This window comes from Arthrospira sp. PCC 9901, from assembly GCF_059013425.1.
Genome location: NZ_CP102296.1, coordinates 3,695,628 through 3,713,991, shown reverse-complemented (window position 1 = coordinate 3,713,991; position 18,364 = coordinate 3,695,628). Strand labels below are relative to the sequence as shown.

Annotated in this window: 16 protein-coding genes; 9 read left to right on the top strand and 7 right to left on the bottom strand. The window is 45.8% G+C overall.

Translation table 11 applies throughout. The features are described 5' to 3' along the window. The first annotated feature begins 45 nt into the window (after positions 1-45). The 3 genes from NLZ44_RS16330 to NLZ44_RS16320 all read left to right on the top strand — a co-directional run bounded on the left by NLZ44_RS16330 (position 46) and on the right by NLZ44_RS16320 (position 3,181). Positions 46-1,536, top strand: a complete 1,491-nt coding sequence (locus NLZ44_RS16330; RefSeq protein ID WP_493750481.1) for an aminotransferase class I/II-fold pyridoxal phosphate-dependent enzyme — start codon at positions 46-48, stop codon at positions 1,534-1,536. A gap of 57 nt (positions 1,537-1,593) precedes the next feature. Further along, positions 1,594-2,196, top strand: a complete 603-nt coding sequence (cbiT, locus tag NLZ44_RS16325; RefSeq protein ID WP_369299185.1) for a precorrin-6Y C5,15-methyltransferase subunit CbiT — start codon at positions 1,594-1,596, stop codon at positions 2,194-2,196. Positions 2,197-2,290: 94 nt separating this feature from the next. Then, a complete protein-coding gene (locus tag NLZ44_RS16320; RefSeq protein WP_493750480.1) occupies positions 2,291-3,181 on the top strand; it encodes a phosphatidate cytidylyltransferase in 891 nt (296 codons plus the stop codon). On the opposite strand, the gene NLZ44_RS16315 is transcribed toward NLZ44_RS16320, so the two are convergent. After that, the gene (locus tag NLZ44_RS16315) at positions 3,178-3,870 is read right to left on the bottom strand and encodes an LmeA family phospholipid-binding protein (RefSeq protein WP_493750479.1); all 693 of its coding nucleotides are present in this window, start codon (positions 3,868-3,870) and stop codon (positions 3,178-3,180) included. The two genes, NLZ44_RS16320 and NLZ44_RS16315, sit on opposite strands and share 4 nt — an antisense overlap. A 150-nt stretch (positions 3,871-4,020) precedes the next feature. On the opposite strand from NLZ44_RS16315, the gene NLZ44_RS16310 reads away from it, so the two are divergent. Genes NLZ44_RS16310 through NLZ44_RS16300 form a run of 3 tightly spaced genes read left to right on the top strand, consistent with a single transcriptional unit; the run spans position 4,021 to position 5,740 of the window. Further along, positions 4,021-4,794, top strand: a complete 774-nt coding sequence (locus tag NLZ44_RS16310) for a pseudouridine synthase (protein WP_493750478.1) — start codon at positions 4,021-4,023, stop codon at positions 4,792-4,794. Between the two features lie 12 nt (positions 4,795-4,806). Beyond that, positions 4,807-5,478, top strand: a complete 672-nt coding sequence (locus tag NLZ44_RS16305; RefSeq protein ID WP_493750477.1) for a helix-turn-helix domain-containing protein — start codon at positions 4,807-4,809, stop codon at positions 5,476-5,478. A gap of 1 nt (position 5,479) precedes the next feature. Further along, a complete protein-coding gene (locus tag NLZ44_RS16300; protein WP_493750476.1) occupies positions 5,480-5,740 on the top strand; it encodes a DUF4115 domain-containing protein in 261 nt (86 codons plus the stop codon). Between the two features lie 8 nt (positions 5,741-5,748). Here NLZ44_RS16300 and malQ read toward each other — a convergent pair whose 3' ends face one another. After that, positions 5,749-7,266, bottom strand: a complete 1,518-nt coding sequence (malQ, locus tag NLZ44_RS16295) for a 4-alpha-glucanotransferase (RefSeq protein ID WP_493750475.1) — start codon at positions 7,264-7,266, stop codon at positions 5,749-5,751. 418 nt (positions 7,267-7,684) lie between these two features. Between malQ and NLZ44_RS16290 the strand changes: the two genes are divergently transcribed. Continuing rightward, positions 7,685-8,314: a TMEM165/GDT1 family protein gene (locus tag NLZ44_RS16290; RefSeq protein WP_008056003.1), complete on the top strand. Its 630-nt coding sequence runs from the start codon at positions 7,685-7,687 to the stop codon at positions 8,312-8,314. Here the strand turns inward: NLZ44_RS16290 and NLZ44_RS16285 are convergent, their stop codons facing one another. From NLZ44_RS16285 to NLZ44_RS16270, 4 genes are all read right to left on the bottom strand, one after another. Further along, positions 8,315-11,605: an efflux RND transporter permease subunit gene (locus tag NLZ44_RS16285; protein ID WP_493750474.1), complete on the bottom strand. Its 3,291-nt coding sequence runs from the start codon at positions 11,603-11,605 to the stop codon at positions 8,315-8,317. A gap of 42 nt (positions 11,606-11,647) precedes the next feature. Beyond that, entirely contained in the window at positions 11,648-13,222 is a 1,575-nt protein-coding gene (locus tag NLZ44_RS16280; protein ID WP_493750473.1) for an efflux RND transporter periplasmic adaptor subunit, read from the bottom strand. 89 nt (positions 13,223-13,311) lie between these two features. Further along, on the bottom strand, positions 13,312-13,875 hold the full coding sequence (locus tag NLZ44_RS16275) for a PadR family transcriptional regulator (RefSeq protein ID WP_111894137.1): 564 nt from the start codon (positions 13,873-13,875) through the stop codon (positions 13,312-13,314). Between the two features lie 440 nt (positions 13,876-14,315). Continuing rightward, complete coding sequence (locus NLZ44_RS16270) at positions 14,316-14,945, bottom strand: hypothetical protein (RefSeq protein ID WP_006622702.1); 630 nt, start codon at positions 14,943-14,945, stop codon at positions 14,316-14,318. A gap of 117 nt (positions 14,946-15,062) precedes the next feature. On the opposite strand from NLZ44_RS16270, the gene NLZ44_RS16265 reads away from it, so the two are divergent. Together NLZ44_RS16265 and NLZ44_RS16260 are read left to right on the top strand one after the other, a co-directional pair. Beyond that, the gene (locus NLZ44_RS16265) at positions 15,063-15,728 is read left to right on the top strand and encodes a uridine kinase family protein (protein WP_493750472.1); all 666 of its coding nucleotides are present in this window, start codon (positions 15,063-15,065) and stop codon (positions 15,726-15,728) included. Positions 15,729-15,934: 206 nt separating this feature from the next. Further along, the gene (locus NLZ44_RS16260) at positions 15,935-17,560 is read left to right on the top strand and encodes a methyl-accepting chemotaxis protein (protein ID WP_493750471.1); all 1,626 of its coding nucleotides are present in this window, start codon (positions 15,935-15,937) and stop codon (positions 17,558-17,560) included. Between the two features lie 9 nt (positions 17,561-17,569). On the opposite strand, the gene NLZ44_RS16255 is transcribed toward NLZ44_RS16260, so the two are convergent. Continuing rightward, positions 17,570-17,917, bottom strand: coding sequence for a histidine triad nucleotide-binding protein (locus NLZ44_RS16255; RefSeq protein ID WP_006622699.1), 348 nt, complete (start codon positions 17,915-17,917; stop codon positions 17,570-17,572). Positions 17,918-18,364 lie beyond the last annotated feature (447 nt).

Genomic DNA, 18,364 nt, shown 5'->3' with positions numbered 1-18,364 from the left:
AATAGATCAGCCCGAATCTGCGACCTGTGTGGATGTGGATCAATTATGGATCAAAATCAAACTCCCCTATTAACAGCCCTTAAACAAGCGGCGGAAACACCGGGTGCGGCTTTTTATACCCCAGGACATCGGCGGGGACAGGGAATTCCCGAATCTTTGGCCGCGGTTTTCGGGTCGCAAGTATTTAGGGCGGACTTGCCAGAATTGCCAGAATTAGATAATCTATTCGCACCGGAGGGAGTGATTAAACAGGCTCAGGAATTAGCAGCGGCAGCGTTTGGGGGCGACCTGTGCAGATTTTTGGTCAATGGTTCAACGGTGGGGATTATCGCGTCAATTTTAGCGACCTGTGACCCAGAAGACAAAATTCTCCTACCGCGAAACATTCATAAATCGGTAATCTCAGGATTAGTGATATCGGGGGCGCGGGCTATATTTATTAATCCTGAATATGACCAGGATTGGCATTTACCGCTGAGTCTGACCCCAAAAGCGATCGCCCGCGCCCTAGATGAACACCCAGACATCAAAGCCGTGATGGTAGTATATCCCACCTATCACGGCATCTGTGGTAATTTAGCAGCCATAGCCACCATAGTTCATAACTATAACATCCCCCTACTGGTAGACGAAGCCCATGGCGGACATTTTCACTTTCATCAGCAACTACCCCCAAGCGCCCTACAATGCGGGGCTGATTTAACGGTACAATCTACCCATAAAGTGCTAGGGGCAATGAATCAAGCCTCAATGGTACAGATTAAAGGCGATCGCATCAACCTCGCCCGCCTCGATAACGCCCTACAAATGCTACAAACTACCAGCCCCAGTTATCTGCTGTTAGCTTCTCTTGATGCAGCCCGCCATCAAATGGTCAATCAGGGTCAAAAAAGGCTCACAGAAGCGCTAGAATTAGCACAGAGGGCAAAAACTCAATTAGAAAACTTACCCGGTTTACGGGTCTATCATCCCCCGGTAACTGCTGGGTGTGTTGCTTTAGACCCAACCCGGTTAACGGTTAAGGTCAGCGACTGCGGGTTAAGTGGTTATGAAGCAGACACAATTCTGCATCAACAGTTTCGGGTAACTGCTGAGTTACCAGATCTCGAACACTTGACGATGATCATCAGTCCCGCCAACAGCCAAGCCGATATCGATCAGATGATTAAGGGATTCGCATTTCTCAGCCAACAGGCTGTATCTGGAGAACTAGAAAATTCCCCCACACTAAACCAGCAGGACTGGCAGATGATCGATACTATATCAGCCTTTGCTACCCCCATAGCTGAGGTTTCCGCCATGTCTGTCCGAGATGCCTTTTTTGCCAAAACTATCTCACTACCAACTCCAGACTGTCCGGGTAAAATTAGCGCTGAGTGTGTTTGTCCCTATCCCCCAGGTGTGCCAATTTTGTGGCCGGGGGAAGCTATATCTAAAAAAGCGATCGCATTTTTGCAACAGGTACAAGCCTTGGGGGGAGAAATTACCGGATGTAGCGATAATACCTTAGCAACCCTGCGGGTAATTGAGCATTGAAACTCCCGCCCTGGCTTTCTTTCAAGTCCCCTAGCAGCACAAGTCACCAATTATTTTATGTCTTCCCCACTTTGGCCTTATATTACCCCAGGCATTCCCGATGACCTATTTGAACGTTTACCAGGAATTCCCATGAGTAAACGGGAGGTAAGATTGCTGTTGATTTCCTATCTACGGCTACAGCCAGATTGTATAGTGTGGGATATTGGGGCGGGAACTGGAACCATTGCGGTAGAAACTGGTTTATTATGTCCCCAGGGTAGAATTATGGCGGTGGAAAGAGATGGGGAAGTGGCTAATCTGATCCGCACTAATTGCGATCGCTTCGGTGTCACCAATGTAGATGTCATTGAAGGAAACGCCCCCGACTGTTTGCATGGACTCAAGAACCTTCCCCACCGCGTCTGTTTAGAGGGAGGAAAAGCCATCAAAGATATTCTAGTTACGGTGTGGCAATATTTACAGCCCCAAGGCCGTATTGTAGCCACTGCGTCAAATTTAGAGACCTTGTACCTAATTTCGGAAGGGTTTGCTCAATTACAGGTGCGGAATGTGGAGGTAGTCCAATCTTCCATTAACCGCCTGGAGAGTCGAGGGCGATCGCAAAGTTTAGTAGCAATTGATCCTATGTTTATCCTTAGTGGTGAGAAAATCAGTTAATGCGGAAATTACCCCTTATTCTACCCTAGGCGGTCAGGGTAACTTCTCTGTCATCTTTTGCCAATTTGCTATTCAGTTCACTTGTTAATCAACCATGTCTTGGTCTCGTGTCATCAGTGGAATTGTGGCGATCGCCCTCGCCTTGCTCATGCTAACCCTAGGGGGATGGTACTTTACCCTCGGCTTTGGGGTGATTGTGTACCTAGGTCAGTTAGAATACTTTCAACTGGTGCGGGCTAAAGGCATCGAACCAGCCGGGAAAACTACCCTAGTTGTCAGTCAAGCCCTATTAGTTACGGCGGCGATCGCCCCCAACCTAGTAGATGCTATCTTCGCCTTAGCCGGAACCCTGATCTGCTTCTACTTGCTATTTCAACCCAGAATCTCTAGCATTGCTGATATTGCCGCCTCCATTTTGGGTCTGTTTTATGGTGGATACTTACCCAGTTATTGGATTAGGCTACGGGTAGGGCTAGATGGTTCCAGTCCCCTGTTAACCCATGTCACCACTAACCTACCTCAACTCAGATACTTTCCGCCATCGTGGGATTTATCCTATACCCTCACTGAAGGATTGACCGCCAGTATGCTGGCTTTTGGGTGCATTTGGGCGGCGGATATTGGCGCATACATTTTTGGGAAATTTTTGGGGCGGACCCGACTTTCTGATATTAGCCCCAAAAAAACCGTAGAAGGCGCTATATTCGGGATTTTAGGTAGCATTGGAGTGGCGATCGCTGGTGCTTGGTTTCTGCAATGGCCGCAGTTTCTCTGGACAGGTTTCGCCCTGGGTATTATAATTGGCATAGCTAGTCTTTTGGGAGACCTGACCGAATCAATGATGAAGCGCGATGCTGGAGTCAAAGATTCCGGTCAACTCATCCCCGGTCACGGCGGCATTCTCGATCGCGCTGATAGCTATGTTTTTACCGCCCCCCTAGTCTATTACTTTGTCACCTTGGTGCTACCTTTATTCAAAACCTAGGGATTGACCCAAATTTTCCCCCGTAGGGTAAGCTGTTCCTCACTGATACTCAGATCCTCAATATCTACATCAGTTCCTAACTCAATCGGAATTGACTCTAGCACAGTGGCACTAATGAGGGGATCGGCTTTGATATAGGGCTGGTGTAGTAATAGTTGGGTGGAACTGATCCGCTGTAATTGGCTATCTAAACTAAGGGCGATCGCCCCATGGGAATCTGTGATTAAATCAGCATTTAACGTCAGGCGATCGCTATTGAGCCTTAATTGCAGATGTTCGAGGGTTCCCTCAGTCAGTGGTAAGTGAGACTGTAGCAGTTGGGTAATGGCATTGGCTAGAAGTGGCGAACTCACCGAAGCATTAAGATCCGAGGCGAGAATTTGCAAATCACAATCAACCGGGATCGCTTCCAGAAGCTGTAAAGGCTTACCCTGGAGAACCTGACGTAAATTGATACGGATACCGGAACTACTCAAAGCCACTTGGGAAAGATGCAAGCCCTGATAAATCACAGCCTTGGCTGAGACGGACACCGTGGGAATAGACCCCCTTAGTAGCGATCGGTTACCACCTCCCACGTGGACTTTTAAAGATTCTACCCCCTCCACTTGCGATCGCAACCAAAGCTGTAGCGCCGCCGATAGAACCGTTGCGATCAGTTTCTTTTCCTCAGTTTTAGTCCCCGTCATAATCTCGCTGTTAATTTGTTATCAAAAAATCAAGAATTGCTGTAATATTTGTACATAATCTAGGAAAATCAGTGCCTTCTGCCAAGCAAATCACCCCATTGTCATCGAACATCCACCGGGCAAATAAGGGATGCCCTGTCCCCAACCTCTATGAATGAAAGGCTACAGAAAATCATATCTCACTGGGGAGTTGCCTCTCGTCGTCATGCCGAGGAGATGATACTCTCGGGAAGGGTCAAAGTAAATGGCGATCGCGCTTATTTAGGCCAGAAAGCAGATCCCAAATGCGATCGCATTGAAATTGACGGACGCGCACTGCACCCTTCCAGTCAACCCCAACCCCTATACCTACTGCTAAATAAACCCCTAGGCGTAGTTTGCACCTGTGCAGAACCCCAAGGCCGAAAAACCGTTTTAGACCTGCTGCCGCGTCAAATGCGAGTCGGACAGGGACTGCACCCCGTAGGTCGCTTAGACAGCGACTCAACCGGTGCATTACTGATCACAAATGATGGTGAACTGACATTTCTTTTAACCCATCCCCGTTATCATGTAGCTAAAACCTATCAAGTTCTAGTCCAAGGCTGTCCTCCAGAATCTGTTTTAGAACAGTGGAGACAAGGTATCCTACTATCTGGTAAAAACACATTACCAGCTAAAGTTAGGCTCATCGGGAAACCGGGCCGCTCTCAGACTTTGCTAGAAGTGGTTTTACGAGAAGGGAGAAACCGACAGATTCGGCGAGTAGCAGAGGCTCTCGGTTATCCTGTGGTTCAACTGCATCGGACAGCAATTGGGCCTATTTATCTCAACTCGACTGGGAAACCTGAATTAGCTTCAGGTGAATATAGATCCCTGAAAACCTCTGAAGTGCATTTGCTAAAGAATCGAGTCTGTGTCTGGAAATCTGGCAGTTGTTCTTGAGGAGCATGGCTTATGAAATTAACTCTTACTCACCCAATTTTTAAAAATAGATCCGAAAATCACAAGCAACCACAAAATCGAGTTGATCATGACCAGGCACAACGCCTATCAGATATTGGTCAACAGTTGCGTGATGCCAGGATGAAACATTCCTTCTCCTTGGATATGGTGGCAGCTTATACCCGTATTCGCACCCATTTACTGCAAGCGATCGAAGAGGGTCAAATAGATAACCTACCTGAACCTATTTATACTCAGGGTCTGATTCGCCAATATGCGGATGCTTTGGGGTTAAATGGAGAGGAGTTAGCCAATTTCTTTTTACCGGAACCTGGGGAAAAGACTCTGGCGCGATCGCTTAAATTGCTGTCTCTGCCACAATTACGGCCAACTCATCTGTATCTAACTTATACTCTACTGATTATTTGTGCCGTTAATGCGCTGTCTTATCTGGTTCCCCAATCCGGTGAATTAGCAGTTACACAGACAGAATCAGCTAGTGAGGATGCTGTGGTCACCCCACAGCCAAATCCGCCAACCACAACACCATCCCCCCCACAGGGTCAGTTAGTGTCTCAATCTTCTACTACCGCAGTAGTAGCAGAATCATCAGCACCCGCACCCGCACCGACACCTGGCACCGACACCCGCACCCGCACCACAACCTATTATTCAGGATGTTGAAGTGGGAATAGTGGTTAAGGATGAGTCTTGGGTATTGATTGAAGTAGACGGAAAAACCGAATTTCAGGGAATATTACCCGGTGGCACTCAAAAAACCTGGACAGCTAAAACTCAAGTGGTGATAGTGGCGGGAAATGCCGGAGGCGTATTGGTGAAGGTCAACAACGGCGAAGCCAGACGCTTGGGAGAACCGGGAATGGTGCAGGAAGCGGTATTTAAGGCTGGGAATAGCGACGAAACCGCCGATATTCCCAGTTCCTAGTTCACCTTTTATCTAGGCGCGCGTCCATAGGTATCTGTCCAGAACTTCAGGCGATCGCCAATTTCATCAGTTAGCAACCCAGGCTCACAACGCCAAGCCCAGTTACCCTCAGCGGTACTGGGTTTATTCATTTTAGCCTCACTTCCCAATCCCAACACATCTTGTAGGGGTAAAATTGCCTGATTAGCCACTGATGACAAAGCCAGCCGAATCATATCCCAGTGAATGCCATCATTTAGCACCTCACCTAGATAACCTAAATAACGAGTTACATGGGCTTGTTGTTTGAGCGATCGATTATTAAACCAACCCACAGTCGTATCATTATCATGGGTTCCCGTATACACCACCCAATTAGGGGAAGTGTAGTTATAGGGTAAATAGGGGTTATCCCGTCCTGAATCAAATGCAAAATGCAGCACCTTCATACCCGGTAACTCAAATTTATCCCGCAAGGCTTCCACCTCTGGCGTAATAATCCCCAAATCTTCAGCAATAATCGGCAGTCGCCCTAACTTTTCCTCAATGGTGTGGAATAGATCCTCTCCCGGTGCATTTACCCACTCACCATTGATGGCAGTAGTTTCCCCCTGGGGAACTGCCCAAAAAGACTCCAGACCCCGGAAATGGTCAATCCGAATAAGGTCTACATAATCCAACATTGATTGAATACGATGCACCCACCAATCAAACCCATTTTGTTGAAGGCGATCCCAGTTATAAACCGGATTACCCCACAGTTGCCCACTTTCGCTAAAATAATCGGGTGGGACTCCTGCCATTAACGCCGCCTCTCCCGTTTCTCCGTCTAAACAGAAAATTTCGGGATGAGACCACACATCCGCACTATCATGGGCTACATAAATCGCCAAATCTCCAAAAATCTGGATTCCCTGTTCATTGGCGTAGCGCTTCAAATTTGCCCACTGACGATTGAAGGTAAATTGCAGATACTTATGGAAAAAGATTTCTTCGCTCAGTTTTTCCTGCCATTTTTTCATCGCTTCTGGCTTGCGCCGGGAAATTTCATCATCCCAAGTGTGCCAACTCGCCCCGTCTTGGGCATCTTTGAGAGCCATAAAAAAGGCATAGTCATCTAGCCAGTAGCTTTTCTGGCCACAAAATTCATCAAATTCGCGATGAAGGTCTGACGGTTCCTGTTTCCGAAAATTCTGGAAGGCTTTAAGAAATAGAGGGGTTTTCAGTTCTCTTACCCGGTCAAAATCCACCATATCTGTGGGTAGGGTGGGGATTTTGTCTAAATCTTTTGCTGTCAGTAGTCCGGTCTCGGCTAACATATCAGGACTGATTAACAGAGGATTTCCCGCAAAGGCGGAATAGGAAAGGTAAGGAGAATTTCCAAACCCGGTTGGACCTAGGGGCAGGATTTGCCACAGTTGTTGGTGACTGTCTCTGAGAAAGTCCACAAACTGATAAGCATTCGGCCCTATGTCCCCGATGCCATATCGACCTGGTAGGGAGGTAGGGTGTAATAAAATGCCGCTAGATCTGGGCTGAAATGACATAAGAAACCTAAAAGATATAATTGTTTCCACTGGTGACAGGGTGGCTTGTCCTCTCGGCACAGCTTCTTGATCCACCTGCCATCAGGAAAATACCATCCCCTGTCCTACATTTTACTCCTGCTAGGGACGGATTTTGCATAATTAAAAGCTGATTCTGTCCAAACTCTAGGGCGATCGCTCTCGGTTCTGTTAGTGGGACTCTCCATAATCACTATCATCTTACCTACTCTTTCATGGGTTGATATTACCGGATTTCCGGAATTATGAAACCTCGATTAAACCAAGATGATTAATTTATGAAATGCCCTATTTATTAACCGTAAATTGCGACGAAAATTGGATTTTTATGATACAATGCTTAGGGCGCTAATTATCGGCTCTATGTCCTATTTATTCAAGGGGAGGAAACACTGATAATATGTTAACTGCATTTACGGCGGGACTTTTATTGATTAGCTTGTCGGAATTAGGTGATAAAACCTTTTTTATTGCTGCTATTTTGTCAATGCGATACCCCAGAAGGCTGGTTTTTGCCGGGGTCATAGCAGCTTTGGCATCTATGACAATTATTGCTGTCGTTATGGGTCGATTGGTGGCTTTCTTGCCGCCAAGTTATCTGCACTGGGCGACAATTTTCCTGTTTAGTTTATTTGGAATTAAATTGTTATACCAAGCAAGTAAAATGCCATCCTCTCAGTCCGGTGGTGAGGAAGAAGAGGAGGCTATGAAGGCGGTAGCCGCGTCGAATTTAGCTAAGAATAAGTCGAAGCTGGGGATATTGCTGGAAGCATTTACTTTAACTTTTATCGGGGAGTGGGGCGATCGCACTCAAATTGCTACCATTGCTTTAGCAGCCACTTATCACCCCGTGGGAGTAATATCAGGGGTGATTTTAGGGCATAGTATCTCAACTGCGATCGCCGTTTTGGGAGGCCGCATAATTGCGGGTCGCATTTCCGAACGCACCATTACCGCCGTTAGCGGATGTTTATTTATTGTTTTCGGCTTGGTGGCTTTAATTAATGGTGTCGAAAACGTTTCCGTTTAATCAGTTTTGGGAACTATCATGACTGGATTTTGGGGCTGTTTCTAAAGGTTTATTAACCGTAGTTTTGCCATTGCCATTGCCATTGCCATTGCCATTGCCATTGCCATTGCCATTGCCATTGCCAGTTATGATAGTGTAGCCGTTACCATTAGCATTTTCTGGGGCATAATACACAGGTTCTGAAGCCTGACGGGTGGCGGGGTGTTTATCGCCCACTAAACGGGACTGTAAAGTGGTAGCAATGATATAAAACACTGGCACAATATACAAACTCAGTAGAGTGGAAACCAGCATTCCTCCCATGACGGACATACCAATAGAAACCCGACTAACTGCACCCGCACCCGTGGCAAAAGCCAGAGGCATGACCCCAAAAATAGTCGATAAAGCCGTCATCAAAATGGGTCGAAAACGGACTTTTCCCGCCTCGATCGCCGCCTGAGTAATAGACCGCCCCATTTCTCGCAGTTGGTTAGCAAATTCGACAATGAGAATCGAGTTTTTAGTCGAAAGTCCGATTAACATAATCAAACCAATGCGGCTATAAATATTTAACTCCAATTCAGCCAACCATAGCGCCCCAAAAGCACCTAATAGGGATAGGGGGACCGCTAATAAAATCACAAACGGATCCACAAAACTTTCAAACTGCGCCGCCAAAGTTAGGAAAATAAAGGCTAGGGATAACCCGAAAATGTAAATTGTCGCGTCTCCAGCTTGACTAAACTCGCGGGACTCTCCAGCTAGGTCTGTTCTCATGGTCTCAGGAATAGTGCGATCGGCTAGATCTTGGAGTGCTTCTAAGGCTTCACCGAGACTATATCCTGGGGCGGCACTACCTTCTAAAGTCGCCGACCGGAAGCGGTTAAAGTGGTTAATTTGCGGTGGTAGAGTCGAGTCACGGATAGTCACCAAATTACTGAGGGGGACCATTTGACCGGACTCCGATCGCACAGATATTTCCCCAATATCTTCAGGACTAGCCCGAAATTCCGACTGTCCCCTAACTATCACTTCATAACGTTGATTTCCCTGGTTAAAATTGGTAATTTCCCGACCACCCAGCATAATTTGCAAAGTCCGGGCTATTTCTTGCACAGAAACCCCCAAATTTCCGGCTTGGGATCTATTTACCTCTAAGACCAATTCCGGCTTATTCAGCTTTAAATCAGTGTCCATATTGACCAACTGAGGTAATTCATTCGCCGCCATAGCCAATTGTTCGGAAACTTGTGCCAACTCGCTAATATCATTTCCCTGAAGCACAAATTGTACAGGTTGACCGAGGCGACTTCCTGGTAGTGAACTCGGATTAATTGCAAATACCATGGCATCGGTAATTTGCGAAAACTTGCCAAATAAACGTCGCACGATCGCCTGTTGAGACTGTTCCGGTTCTGTACGTTCTGACCAGGGGACAAGGCTAGTAAAAGCAAAGCCTCGGTTAGCTTGGGCTGCGCCTCTCCCAAATCCGGTTAGGGTAAAAAATGCCCGCATTTCTGGCACATCAGCCAAGATTTCTTCAACTTCCTGAACCACATTATTAGTATAGTTTATACTCGCACCTTCGGGAGCATTAATCGGCACAAAAATCCGCCCCCTATCTTCCGTTGGCAAAAACCCTTGAGGCAATTGTACAAATAGCCAAGCTGTGAGACCCAGAGATGCTACAAATCCCAGCAAAATCACAGGTTTAAATGAGATCAACAATCGCAAACTGGCATCATAGATATTCGTGATGCGATCGAGCAGCCAATCAAAGGCATTCAGAGGGGCTGATAGCAGCCTCATCAACAGGTTTTTACTGCTGTGGGATGGTTTTAAGATAATCGCCGAAACAGCGGGCGCTAAGGTGAGAGCAACGAAGGATGAGAAGACGACAGAAATGGCTAGGGTGATGGCAAATTCATTAAAAATCTGTCCGGTTGCTCCCCCGGAAAAACTGACTGGCACAAATACGGCAATTAGCACCACAGTAGTGGCAATTACAGCAAATACCACCTCCCCCATGGCATGAATGGCAGCCTGGAAAGGGTGCATTTTCTTCTCGTCAATATAGCGGACGATATTTTCTAAAACCACAATGGTATCATCTACCACTAATCCGGTAGCTAGGGTTAGGGCAAATAGGGTCAATACATTAATGGAAAATCCCAGAAAAAACATGGCACCAAATGCGCCAATTAATGAAACGGGAATGGTGATGGTGGGAATTAGGGTAGCCCGCCAGTTTTTCAGAAATAGGAAGATGACTAACACCACCAGGGATATGGCTAACAGGAGACTTTGCCATACTTCATCAATGGCAACTTGCACAAATTCCGAGTAGTCTACTGCTACGGTATAATTCATGCCTTCGGGGAAGTTTTGGGAAAGTTCTTTCATTCTTTCCTTAACCCCTGTAGCCACTTCTAAAAGGTTCGCGTCGGAAAGTCTACTAACTCCTATGGTAACGGCGGGTTGACCCCTAAATCTGGCAATGGTGCGATCGCTTTCTGCGCCGATTTCTGCATAGCCAATATCTCCGATGCGTATTTGTGTACCGTCGGGGTTGCGTCTGATAATTAGGTCTTCGTATTCAGGGGGGGTTTGTAGTCTTCCTAGGGTGCGGACGGGAAATTCCATGGTCTCACCTTCGATGCGACCGCTAGGGATTTCTACGTTTTGTCTCTGTAGGGCATTTTCTACATCTAGGGGGGTCACATTGCGGGCAGCCATCCGTTTAGCATCTAGCCAAATTCTCATGGCGTAGCGACGTTCCCCACCTATGAAAATACTACCGACCCCGTTAACGGTTTCTAGGGAGTTTCTCAGGAATTGGTCGGCATAATTACTGAGTTCTAAGGTGCTAAAGCGATCGCCATATATGGCAATCCACATAATGCGATCGTCGTCGCTACCATCCTTAGAAACTACCGGGTTATTCACATCAGAAGGTAGTCGCCCCGTCGCCCTAGACACACGGGAGAGAACATCCTGGACGGCTACTTCTAAATCCCGTTCCAATTCAAACTCAACATTGATAGAACTTAGCCCTTCTCGACTAGAGGAGGTCATGGTTCTTAATCCTTGAACCCCGTTAATAGCCGCCTCCAGAATCTCCGTAACTTCCGTTTCTACTACTTCCGCATTCGCCCCCGGATAGGTAGTCCTAACTCTCACAATCGGAGGATCAATGCTGGGAAATTCTTGCACAGGTAGTCGGGTGAATCCCACAAAACCGACTAGGATAATTACCAGGGAACAGACCGTAGCAAAAACAGGACGTTTGATAAAGAAATTGGTAAACACAATTGACCCTCACTACTTATTGGCTATGATTCTCGACCCCAGTTAATTTTGAGGATTGATAGCTGCACCATCTGACAGTCTTTGAATACCGGAAACTATCAGTTTTTCACCCGGTCGTAAACCTTCCACCACTTCCGCATATTGCTCCCTAATTAAACCTAACCGAATTACCTGTCTTTTGGCGGTGGGATTTTCTCCCCCTTCCGTGGTAAATACAAACCTTTCATCTCCCGAAAATTGTACGGCGGTCATGGGTACAACTACTGTGTTTGGTTTTTCATTCCAAATTACCCGCGCCCTCACGAATTGACCAGTACGGAGGAGTCCGTCAGGATTAGTAAATGTCGCCTTCGCTAAGATACTTTGAGAATTAGGATCTACCGTCGGGGAAATAAAGCTAATGCGTCCGGTTCCGATAGGTTCACCTTGGGGGTCTTGCATTTCTACTGCTAGTCCCTCTCGTAGGTCCCCTTGGCGTTCTAGGGGAATAGATAATCTCAATTCTAGGCGATCGTTTTCTGTGAGGGTGGTTAAGGTCCCACCCCGGCTCACAAAGTCTCCCGGTCTCGCCGTCACATCACCAACTATCCCCGTAAAAGGCGCTTGTACAGTCGTCTCTTGTAGCTGCACTTCTAACTGGCGAACACGGGCGGCGGCTTCCGCTACTTGGGCTTCGGCTTGGTCGATTTCTTGGGGTCTCGTGCCGCTTTCTAATCGTCTTAACGCCTGTTCTGATTGTTCGACTCCCGCTTGTCTCAGGGCTATTTCTGATTGGCGATTTTGCTGCAATTGTTCTAGTCGTCTTTCGGATGCTCTCAGGTTGGCTTGGGCGGTTTGTTTTTGCGACACTAAAGCATCAAATTCATCTCGGGAAATTGCCCCGGCTTCCGTGAGTTCTTGAAATCTAGTTACCCGTTTTTCCGCTAATTCTGCTGCTGCTATATTGGCATCTATTTGGGCTTGGGCTTGATTTATTTCTGCCAGTAAACTACCCGATTCCGCATCACTTAGGCGGGCGAGAGATTCCGCTAATCTCGCACGGGCTTCCGCAATTTCTTCCGGGCGACTTCCGGCTTGTAATTCTGATACTCTGGCTTGGGTTCGTACTAGGTTGGCTTGGGCTTGTCGCAGTTGCGCTTCTAGGTCATCAGTTCTTAAACGGGCGATCGCCTGCCCTTGATTTACCATTTCCCCTGACCTAACATATACTTGGGTGATTCTCCCGTCTATTTCCGATCTTACTTCCACCGACTCCCGCGCTTGTAGCGTTCCCACAAATTCCCCAGCGTCCTGAAAGTTCCTAGTTTCTATGCTGCTGACTCTCACCGGAACTCCCCTCGGTCTTTGGGGGGAATTAGTCGCCGCCGCTGGGGTAGTGTCCGCTTGCGCTTTACTAGAGTACCACCACTGACCCCCAGCAAAGCCTACTCCTAGGGCGAGTAATATTCCTACCGTGGCTGATACCCAATTGGATTTATTACTAGGTTCTGATTCCGAATGGCGATCGCTTTCTATCTGCTTTTGGTCTTCTCTTTGTGACTGTTCAGGTATCCCCTCAACTGCCACGACAGACTCATGATAATTCGGGTTTGATGATTCTGATGATGGATAAGACATAATAAATTGTAGTATGATTATAAGATTTTCTCGAAAATTAGCGACCAGATAAATTTACCTGGTCTACCGCCATTGTACCTGACAGCTATTTAAATTTGTGATCTATCTTCCGACAGAGAATCCACTCCCTCTATTTCCTGCTGCAAATTATCGTAGGTTTGACTCAGCCATTTTACCTCCGATTCCAACACAAACTTCGCCCTTTTCCAGATATCTGATTGATAGGAATCAATCGGCACATATTCAACCTCTTTATGATTAAGATATTTCATCCTTTCCTCACAAGCTCTGAGGCGATATTCTAGCAACAACAGGCGGTTTTGTAGATTTAAGTCACTAAAAAAGAAATACTTAATTAGAAACCTAGAACGGCTTTTAACCCAGCTCTCTTGTGGCTGTTCTAGCATTTTGTATAACCATCGCTCACGTCCGGCCGCGGTAATACCATAAACCTTCCGACTCGAACCCGCGTCCCCTGCCTCTTCTAGGATAACTTGAATATATCCCCGTTCTTCCAAACGTTTCAGCAAGGGATAAATTGCACCATAGTTAACGCTGATACAACTTCCCATAAACAGCTCTAGGCGCTGCTTCAGTCGATAGCCGTGTAAAGGTTCCCGCTGTAGTAGCCCTAATGCAGATAGTTCCAACATTATATCAAATTGATACTTGTGTTGACAATATAGCCAATTTTCGCCTACCAGTCAAGAAATAGGCTAAAAAAGTTGGCGATCGCCTTTAGTCTCAGGTTTTCTCTCCCCCTCTGTATGGCAGATCCACCCATACCAACCACCAAAAAACAGTATCAATCATCTCATAAAAAGGTGCTGACCTCCCAGCCTGGTGGATAAACTCAAGGTTTTATGGAACCCATAACCAAACCCCAGGATTTAATCGAGGTTTAAGTTTTATCAGTTGAGGGTTGACAGTCTAAGGTTTAAGGGTTGAGGATTAAAGATTAATCGTTGACCGCTAAACTTTAAGCCAGATAACCGAGATGGTATGCTTCGCCAAGAAGATCCATCTCTGAGCCATAAATTTAGAGTTTTTCGAGAGACCAGCACCTAATTATTGATGCTCGATAATAAATAGGCTAATCAGGAATGTTAATCAAAGTGCGGGCGTTGCTAATAGAAAGCACCCGGTCTACAGTAGATTTAAACTCCTCCACAAACTCTTGGCGGCGATCGCATTCCCAAGTCAAATTGGTAGGGTCAAGTATTTCTACTCCCTCCCGCCCCAAAAAACTATCAGCCAGGGATTGATACTTTTCCGAAGCCGCATTTTTGCCTAATACTTCCATCGCCAATTTATCCAGTCTTTCCTTTACCCGCGCCTGCGCTATGTCAAAATCTTTGCGCGCCGAAGTATAAGCCGATTGCATCGTATTCAGAACTGACTCATAATAGGCGATAAAGTTTTTCATCTCGATCGCTTCAGCCACAGTCATTTCTTCCCCCGCTACCGATACCATGGTCACCGCATTAGACAAAACCACTGCCCTTTTAATTGTACGCCGACGGGCAATTAAAGCATCCACTTTTTGCACCGCCGCCCGTGCTTTAGTGTTATACTCATCCCGGTTTCTGTAGCCCACAGGAGTTTTTCCCACTTCTACCACAGTGATTAATGTATTACCTTCTAAAGCCGTTCTAGCTGATTCTATGCGCTTACCCAGTAGCGTTAATTCTGCCAAAGCATCTGTTACCGTCATTTCAGCCATTGAACTCACCTCTGTAAAGATTGTCGCCCCTTACCAGATAGACAGAATCCCGAATTAACAGCCCCATAAAAATTAGTAGCTAACCCATTATATACCAACATCGCAGTAAATTAACTCATGAATCTTAATGATATTATTGATGCGATCGCCATTCAGCGTAAATTGCTGTCACCTCAGCAAGCAATCCTAGTCGCCATTTCGGGAATTGATGCTTCTGGAAAAGGCTATATCGCCGCCCAAATTGTCAAAATACTTAGCCAGGGAAATCTGCGGGTAGCCAGCATCAATGTTGATGGGTGGCTTCATCTACCCCACCAAAGATTTAGCCAGACTAACCCCGCAGCCCACTTCTATCAATATGCCATTCGCTTCGACCAGTTATTTAGCCAATTAATCTTTCCCCTGCGTCAACTGCGATCAGTGTCTATTGACGTTGATTATACTCAAGAAACCGCCACAGAATATCAAAAGCATAGATATAAATTCGACAATATTGATATAATCGTCTTGGAAGGAATCTTTTTGTTAAAACAAGAGTTCCAGTCATACTATGACCTTTCTTTTTGGGTTGAATGTACTTGGGAAACCGCATTAGAACGAGCTATTGTGCGATCGCAAGAGGGTTTATCTCCACAGGAGACAGTTCAAGCATATCAGGCCATTTATTTTCCCGCCCAAAAAATTCACTGGAAACGAGATCAACCTAGACAAGCAGCCACAGCAAGTATTAATAACGATTTTCGACTAGCATCGCCGGGACTCAAGCCAGACCCTAGCCCTTGAGTTCATCTATTTAGCCTGAATCTCAAATATTTTAACTTGCTGATATTTCCAGAGCCTATATATCTCCAACATCCCTATATAGGCAAGTTTATGATATATATTACCCAAGTCCAGAGCCCAACAGCAACCTTTTGAACTATGGGCTTGTGATGAACCAACCTGAAAGCCTTTTATTTCCCTGTTAATGTTTTATACACCACTGATTAATGATTGAATCTAAACGACAAACCATCAAACTACAATGGCGCATATTGATAGGATATGCTGTACCGATTTTACTCTCTTTTGGAGTCGTATCAGTAATCTACTACAAAGCTACTAACGTCGTCGAACTCACCGCCGCAGTCGAGACCACTCAACTGCAAATGGAAGGAGTTGATCAAATAATTGTTGGCATTTCTAAAATGTTGCGAAATGTGCGAATGAGCCTTTTATTTCCCCAGTCAGAAGACTACGAAACTCTCTATCAAGAAGGCTTTGAGCAGTTCACCACTAATTATGAAAATTTGATGAGGCAGATTGATAATCCCAGTTTGAGGGATGAATTAACCAGAATTAGACGAGCTGGTAATGAGATTGATCGCATTTCCAGAAACGTATTTGATCTGATTGAGAACAATCAATTACCCCAAGCCCAAGCCCAAGCCCAAGCCCTCAGTGTCAGTGAGTTAGCAGCTACCGGAGAAAATCTTGACCAGCAAAAGCAACAGCTTCTCAATGCTAAATATAGAGAGTTGGAAAATGCCATGAATACTCTCACTATGATCGCTGCATTGGGAATGTTCATAGCTGCGACTTTAGCTATTATTTTGGCTCTGGTAATTTCCTCCCGCATTAGCCGGACTATTAATGATAGTATTAGTATAATTGCCAGTTCTTCTAATCAGATTGCTAGTACCACAGAACAACAAGAACGCAACGCCAGCCAACAGGCCGGAGCAATTAATCAAACTACTGCTACAATGGATGAGTTAGGGGAAGCAGCCCGGTCAATGGCAGAACAGGCAGAATCCTCCGCTGAAAGCGCCCGTAAAGTCTTGGGTCTCGCTCAATCTTCCATCGAAAGCGCCCAGCAAGTCCTCACTCTCGGTCAGTTTTCTTCTGAAAGCGCCCAGCAGGTGTTAAAACTTGCTCAGTCCGAAACGGAGGCGGTACAGCAAACCCTAGAGAAAATGTTAAATCTCAAGGAAAAAGTAGAGGCTATTGCTGATCAAATTGTTCGACTCAGCCAGCAAACTGAACAAATTGGCATGATTACTAATATGGCTGCTGATTTGGCTAACCAGACTAATATGTTAGCATTGAATGCGGCTGTAGAGGCTGCCCGTGCTGGCGCTCATGGTAAAGGTTTTGCAGTGGTAGCCACGGAAATCCGCAAATTGGCAGACCAGAGTAAACAGTCAGCCGAAAAAATTACCGTTTTAGTTAATAATATTCAAAGGGCGATCGATAGTACCGTATTAGTCACTAATGAAGGTAGCAAGACTACAGAACAAACTATCGAACTTTCCCAGGGGACTGTTAATGCCTTTGAAAAAGTTACCGAAGCCATTAACCCCGTTTTAAAAGCCTCTACAGATGTCAGTGATGCCATTAATCATGTGATTATTAGCAACCAGGAAGCCACCCTAGAGGCTGTTAATGAAGTGGTTTTAAATTCCCAACAAATCTCTCTGAGTTCCCAACAACAAGCCCAAGCAATTCACCAAGTCTTCCAGGCTATGAATAGTCTTAATCAAAGTGCCGCTGAGACTGCTAACGGCTTGCGAGAAACTAAAATCGGTATTCAACGACTTAATCAAGTTGCCCAAAATCTCAAGTCGGAAACCTAGAAATCAACCTCAACCAGGGGGCCACTGCATGGCCCGACCTCCCAAAATATGAATGTGAAGATGATCTACAGTTTGTCCACCATCAGAACCATTATTAATGACTACACGATAACCATTAGTTAACCCAGCTTCCTGGGCTACTTGTTTCACCTTCAGCAGTAAATGTCCCATCAGCCCATGGTCATCGGGGCTGGCTTCCTCTAATTTAGGAATTGGTTTTTTGGGAATTACCAAAATGTGAACGGGTGCTTGGGGTGCAACGTCTCGGAAGGCTAACACTAGGTCATCTTCATAGACGATATCCGCTGGAATTTCCCGCCGGATGATTTTCGTAAAAATTGTTTCTGAATTGCTCATAATTTGGTCCCCGCCTGGGCGCGTGTTTACAGATTGGCACGACCACAAACTGTCGTATTATACAATGATACCCCCGAATTGACAAGGGCAAATTAGCTCTGAACTCTTAAAAAAAGTTTAATTTTGGGCACTCTAATTAATACACCTAAATGAGCTTGAATTTCTGAGCCAGGAAAGGGGCTGATCAACTCCAGAACTGAGCCAGCTTGGGCCAGAAAACCAGACTATTAAATTCTACTTTGTCCCACTTAATCCTACTTAATCCTACTTTTGCCTACCTAATGTAGGTATCCAAGCATATATAAGGACAAAAACTGGATACTAAATCCTACTTTTTACTATTTACAAATACTGTATTTTTAGTTATTAATAGTAGAAGAGAAAGAAAAGGTTGGTCAGCAAATAGCTCTGTATTCGTTAAATTTCAATCCAAAAATCCGTCGTAGG

Excerpts from the sequence above, each read along its gene's own strand:
- NLZ44_RS16270 (WP_006622702.1), bottom strand. The coding sequence starts at position 14,945 with ATGGCTGAAATGACGGTAACAGATGCTTTGGCAGAATTAACGCTACTG.
- malQ (WP_493750475.1), bottom strand. The coding sequence starts at position 7,266 with ATGTCATTTCAGCCCAGATCTAGCGGCATTTTATTACACCCTACCTCC.
- NLZ44_RS16255 (WP_006622699.1), bottom strand. The coding sequence starts at position 17,917 with ATGAGCAATTCAGAAACAATTTTTACGAAAATCATCCGGCGGGAAATT.
- NLZ44_RS16275 (WP_111894137.1), bottom strand. The coding sequence starts at position 13,875 with ATGTTGGAACTATCTGCATTAGGGCTACTACAGCGGGAACCTTTACAC.
- NLZ44_RS16290 (WP_008056003.1), top strand. The coding sequence starts at position 7,685 with ATGTTAACTGCATTTACGGCGGGACTTTTATTGATTAGCTTGTCGGAA.
- NLZ44_RS16265 (WP_493750472.1), top strand. The coding sequence starts at position 15,063 with ATGAATCTTAATGATATTATTGATGCGATCGCCATTCAGCGTAAATTG.
- NLZ44_RS16315 (WP_493750479.1), bottom strand. The coding sequence starts at position 3,870 with ATGACGGGGACTAAAACTGAGGAAAAGAAACTGATCGCAACGGTTCTA.
- NLZ44_RS16305 (WP_493750477.1), top strand. The coding sequence starts at position 4,807 with ATGAAATTAACTCTTACTCACCCAATTTTTAAAAATAGATCCGAAAAT.
- NLZ44_RS16320 (WP_493750480.1), top strand. The coding sequence starts at position 2,291 with ATGTCTTGGTCTCGTGTCATCAGTGGAATTGTGGCGATCGCCCTCGCC.
- NLZ44_RS16330 (WP_493750481.1), top strand. The coding sequence starts at position 46 with ATGGATCAAAATCAAACTCCCCTATTAACAGCCCTTAAACAAGCGGCG.
- NLZ44_RS16280 (WP_493750473.1), bottom strand. The coding sequence starts at position 13,222 with ATGTCTTATCCATCATCAGAATCATCAAACCCGAATTATCATGAGTCT.
- NLZ44_RS16310 (WP_493750478.1), top strand. The coding sequence starts at position 4,021 with ATGAATGAAAGGCTACAGAAAATCATATCTCACTGGGGAGTTGCCTCT.
- cbiT (WP_369299185.1), top strand. The coding sequence starts at position 1,594 with ATGTCTTCCCCACTTTGGCCTTATATTACCCCAGGCATTCCCGATGAC.
- NLZ44_RS16260 (WP_493750471.1), top strand. The coding sequence starts at position 15,935 with ATGATTGAATCTAAACGACAAACCATCAAACTACAATGGCGCATATTG.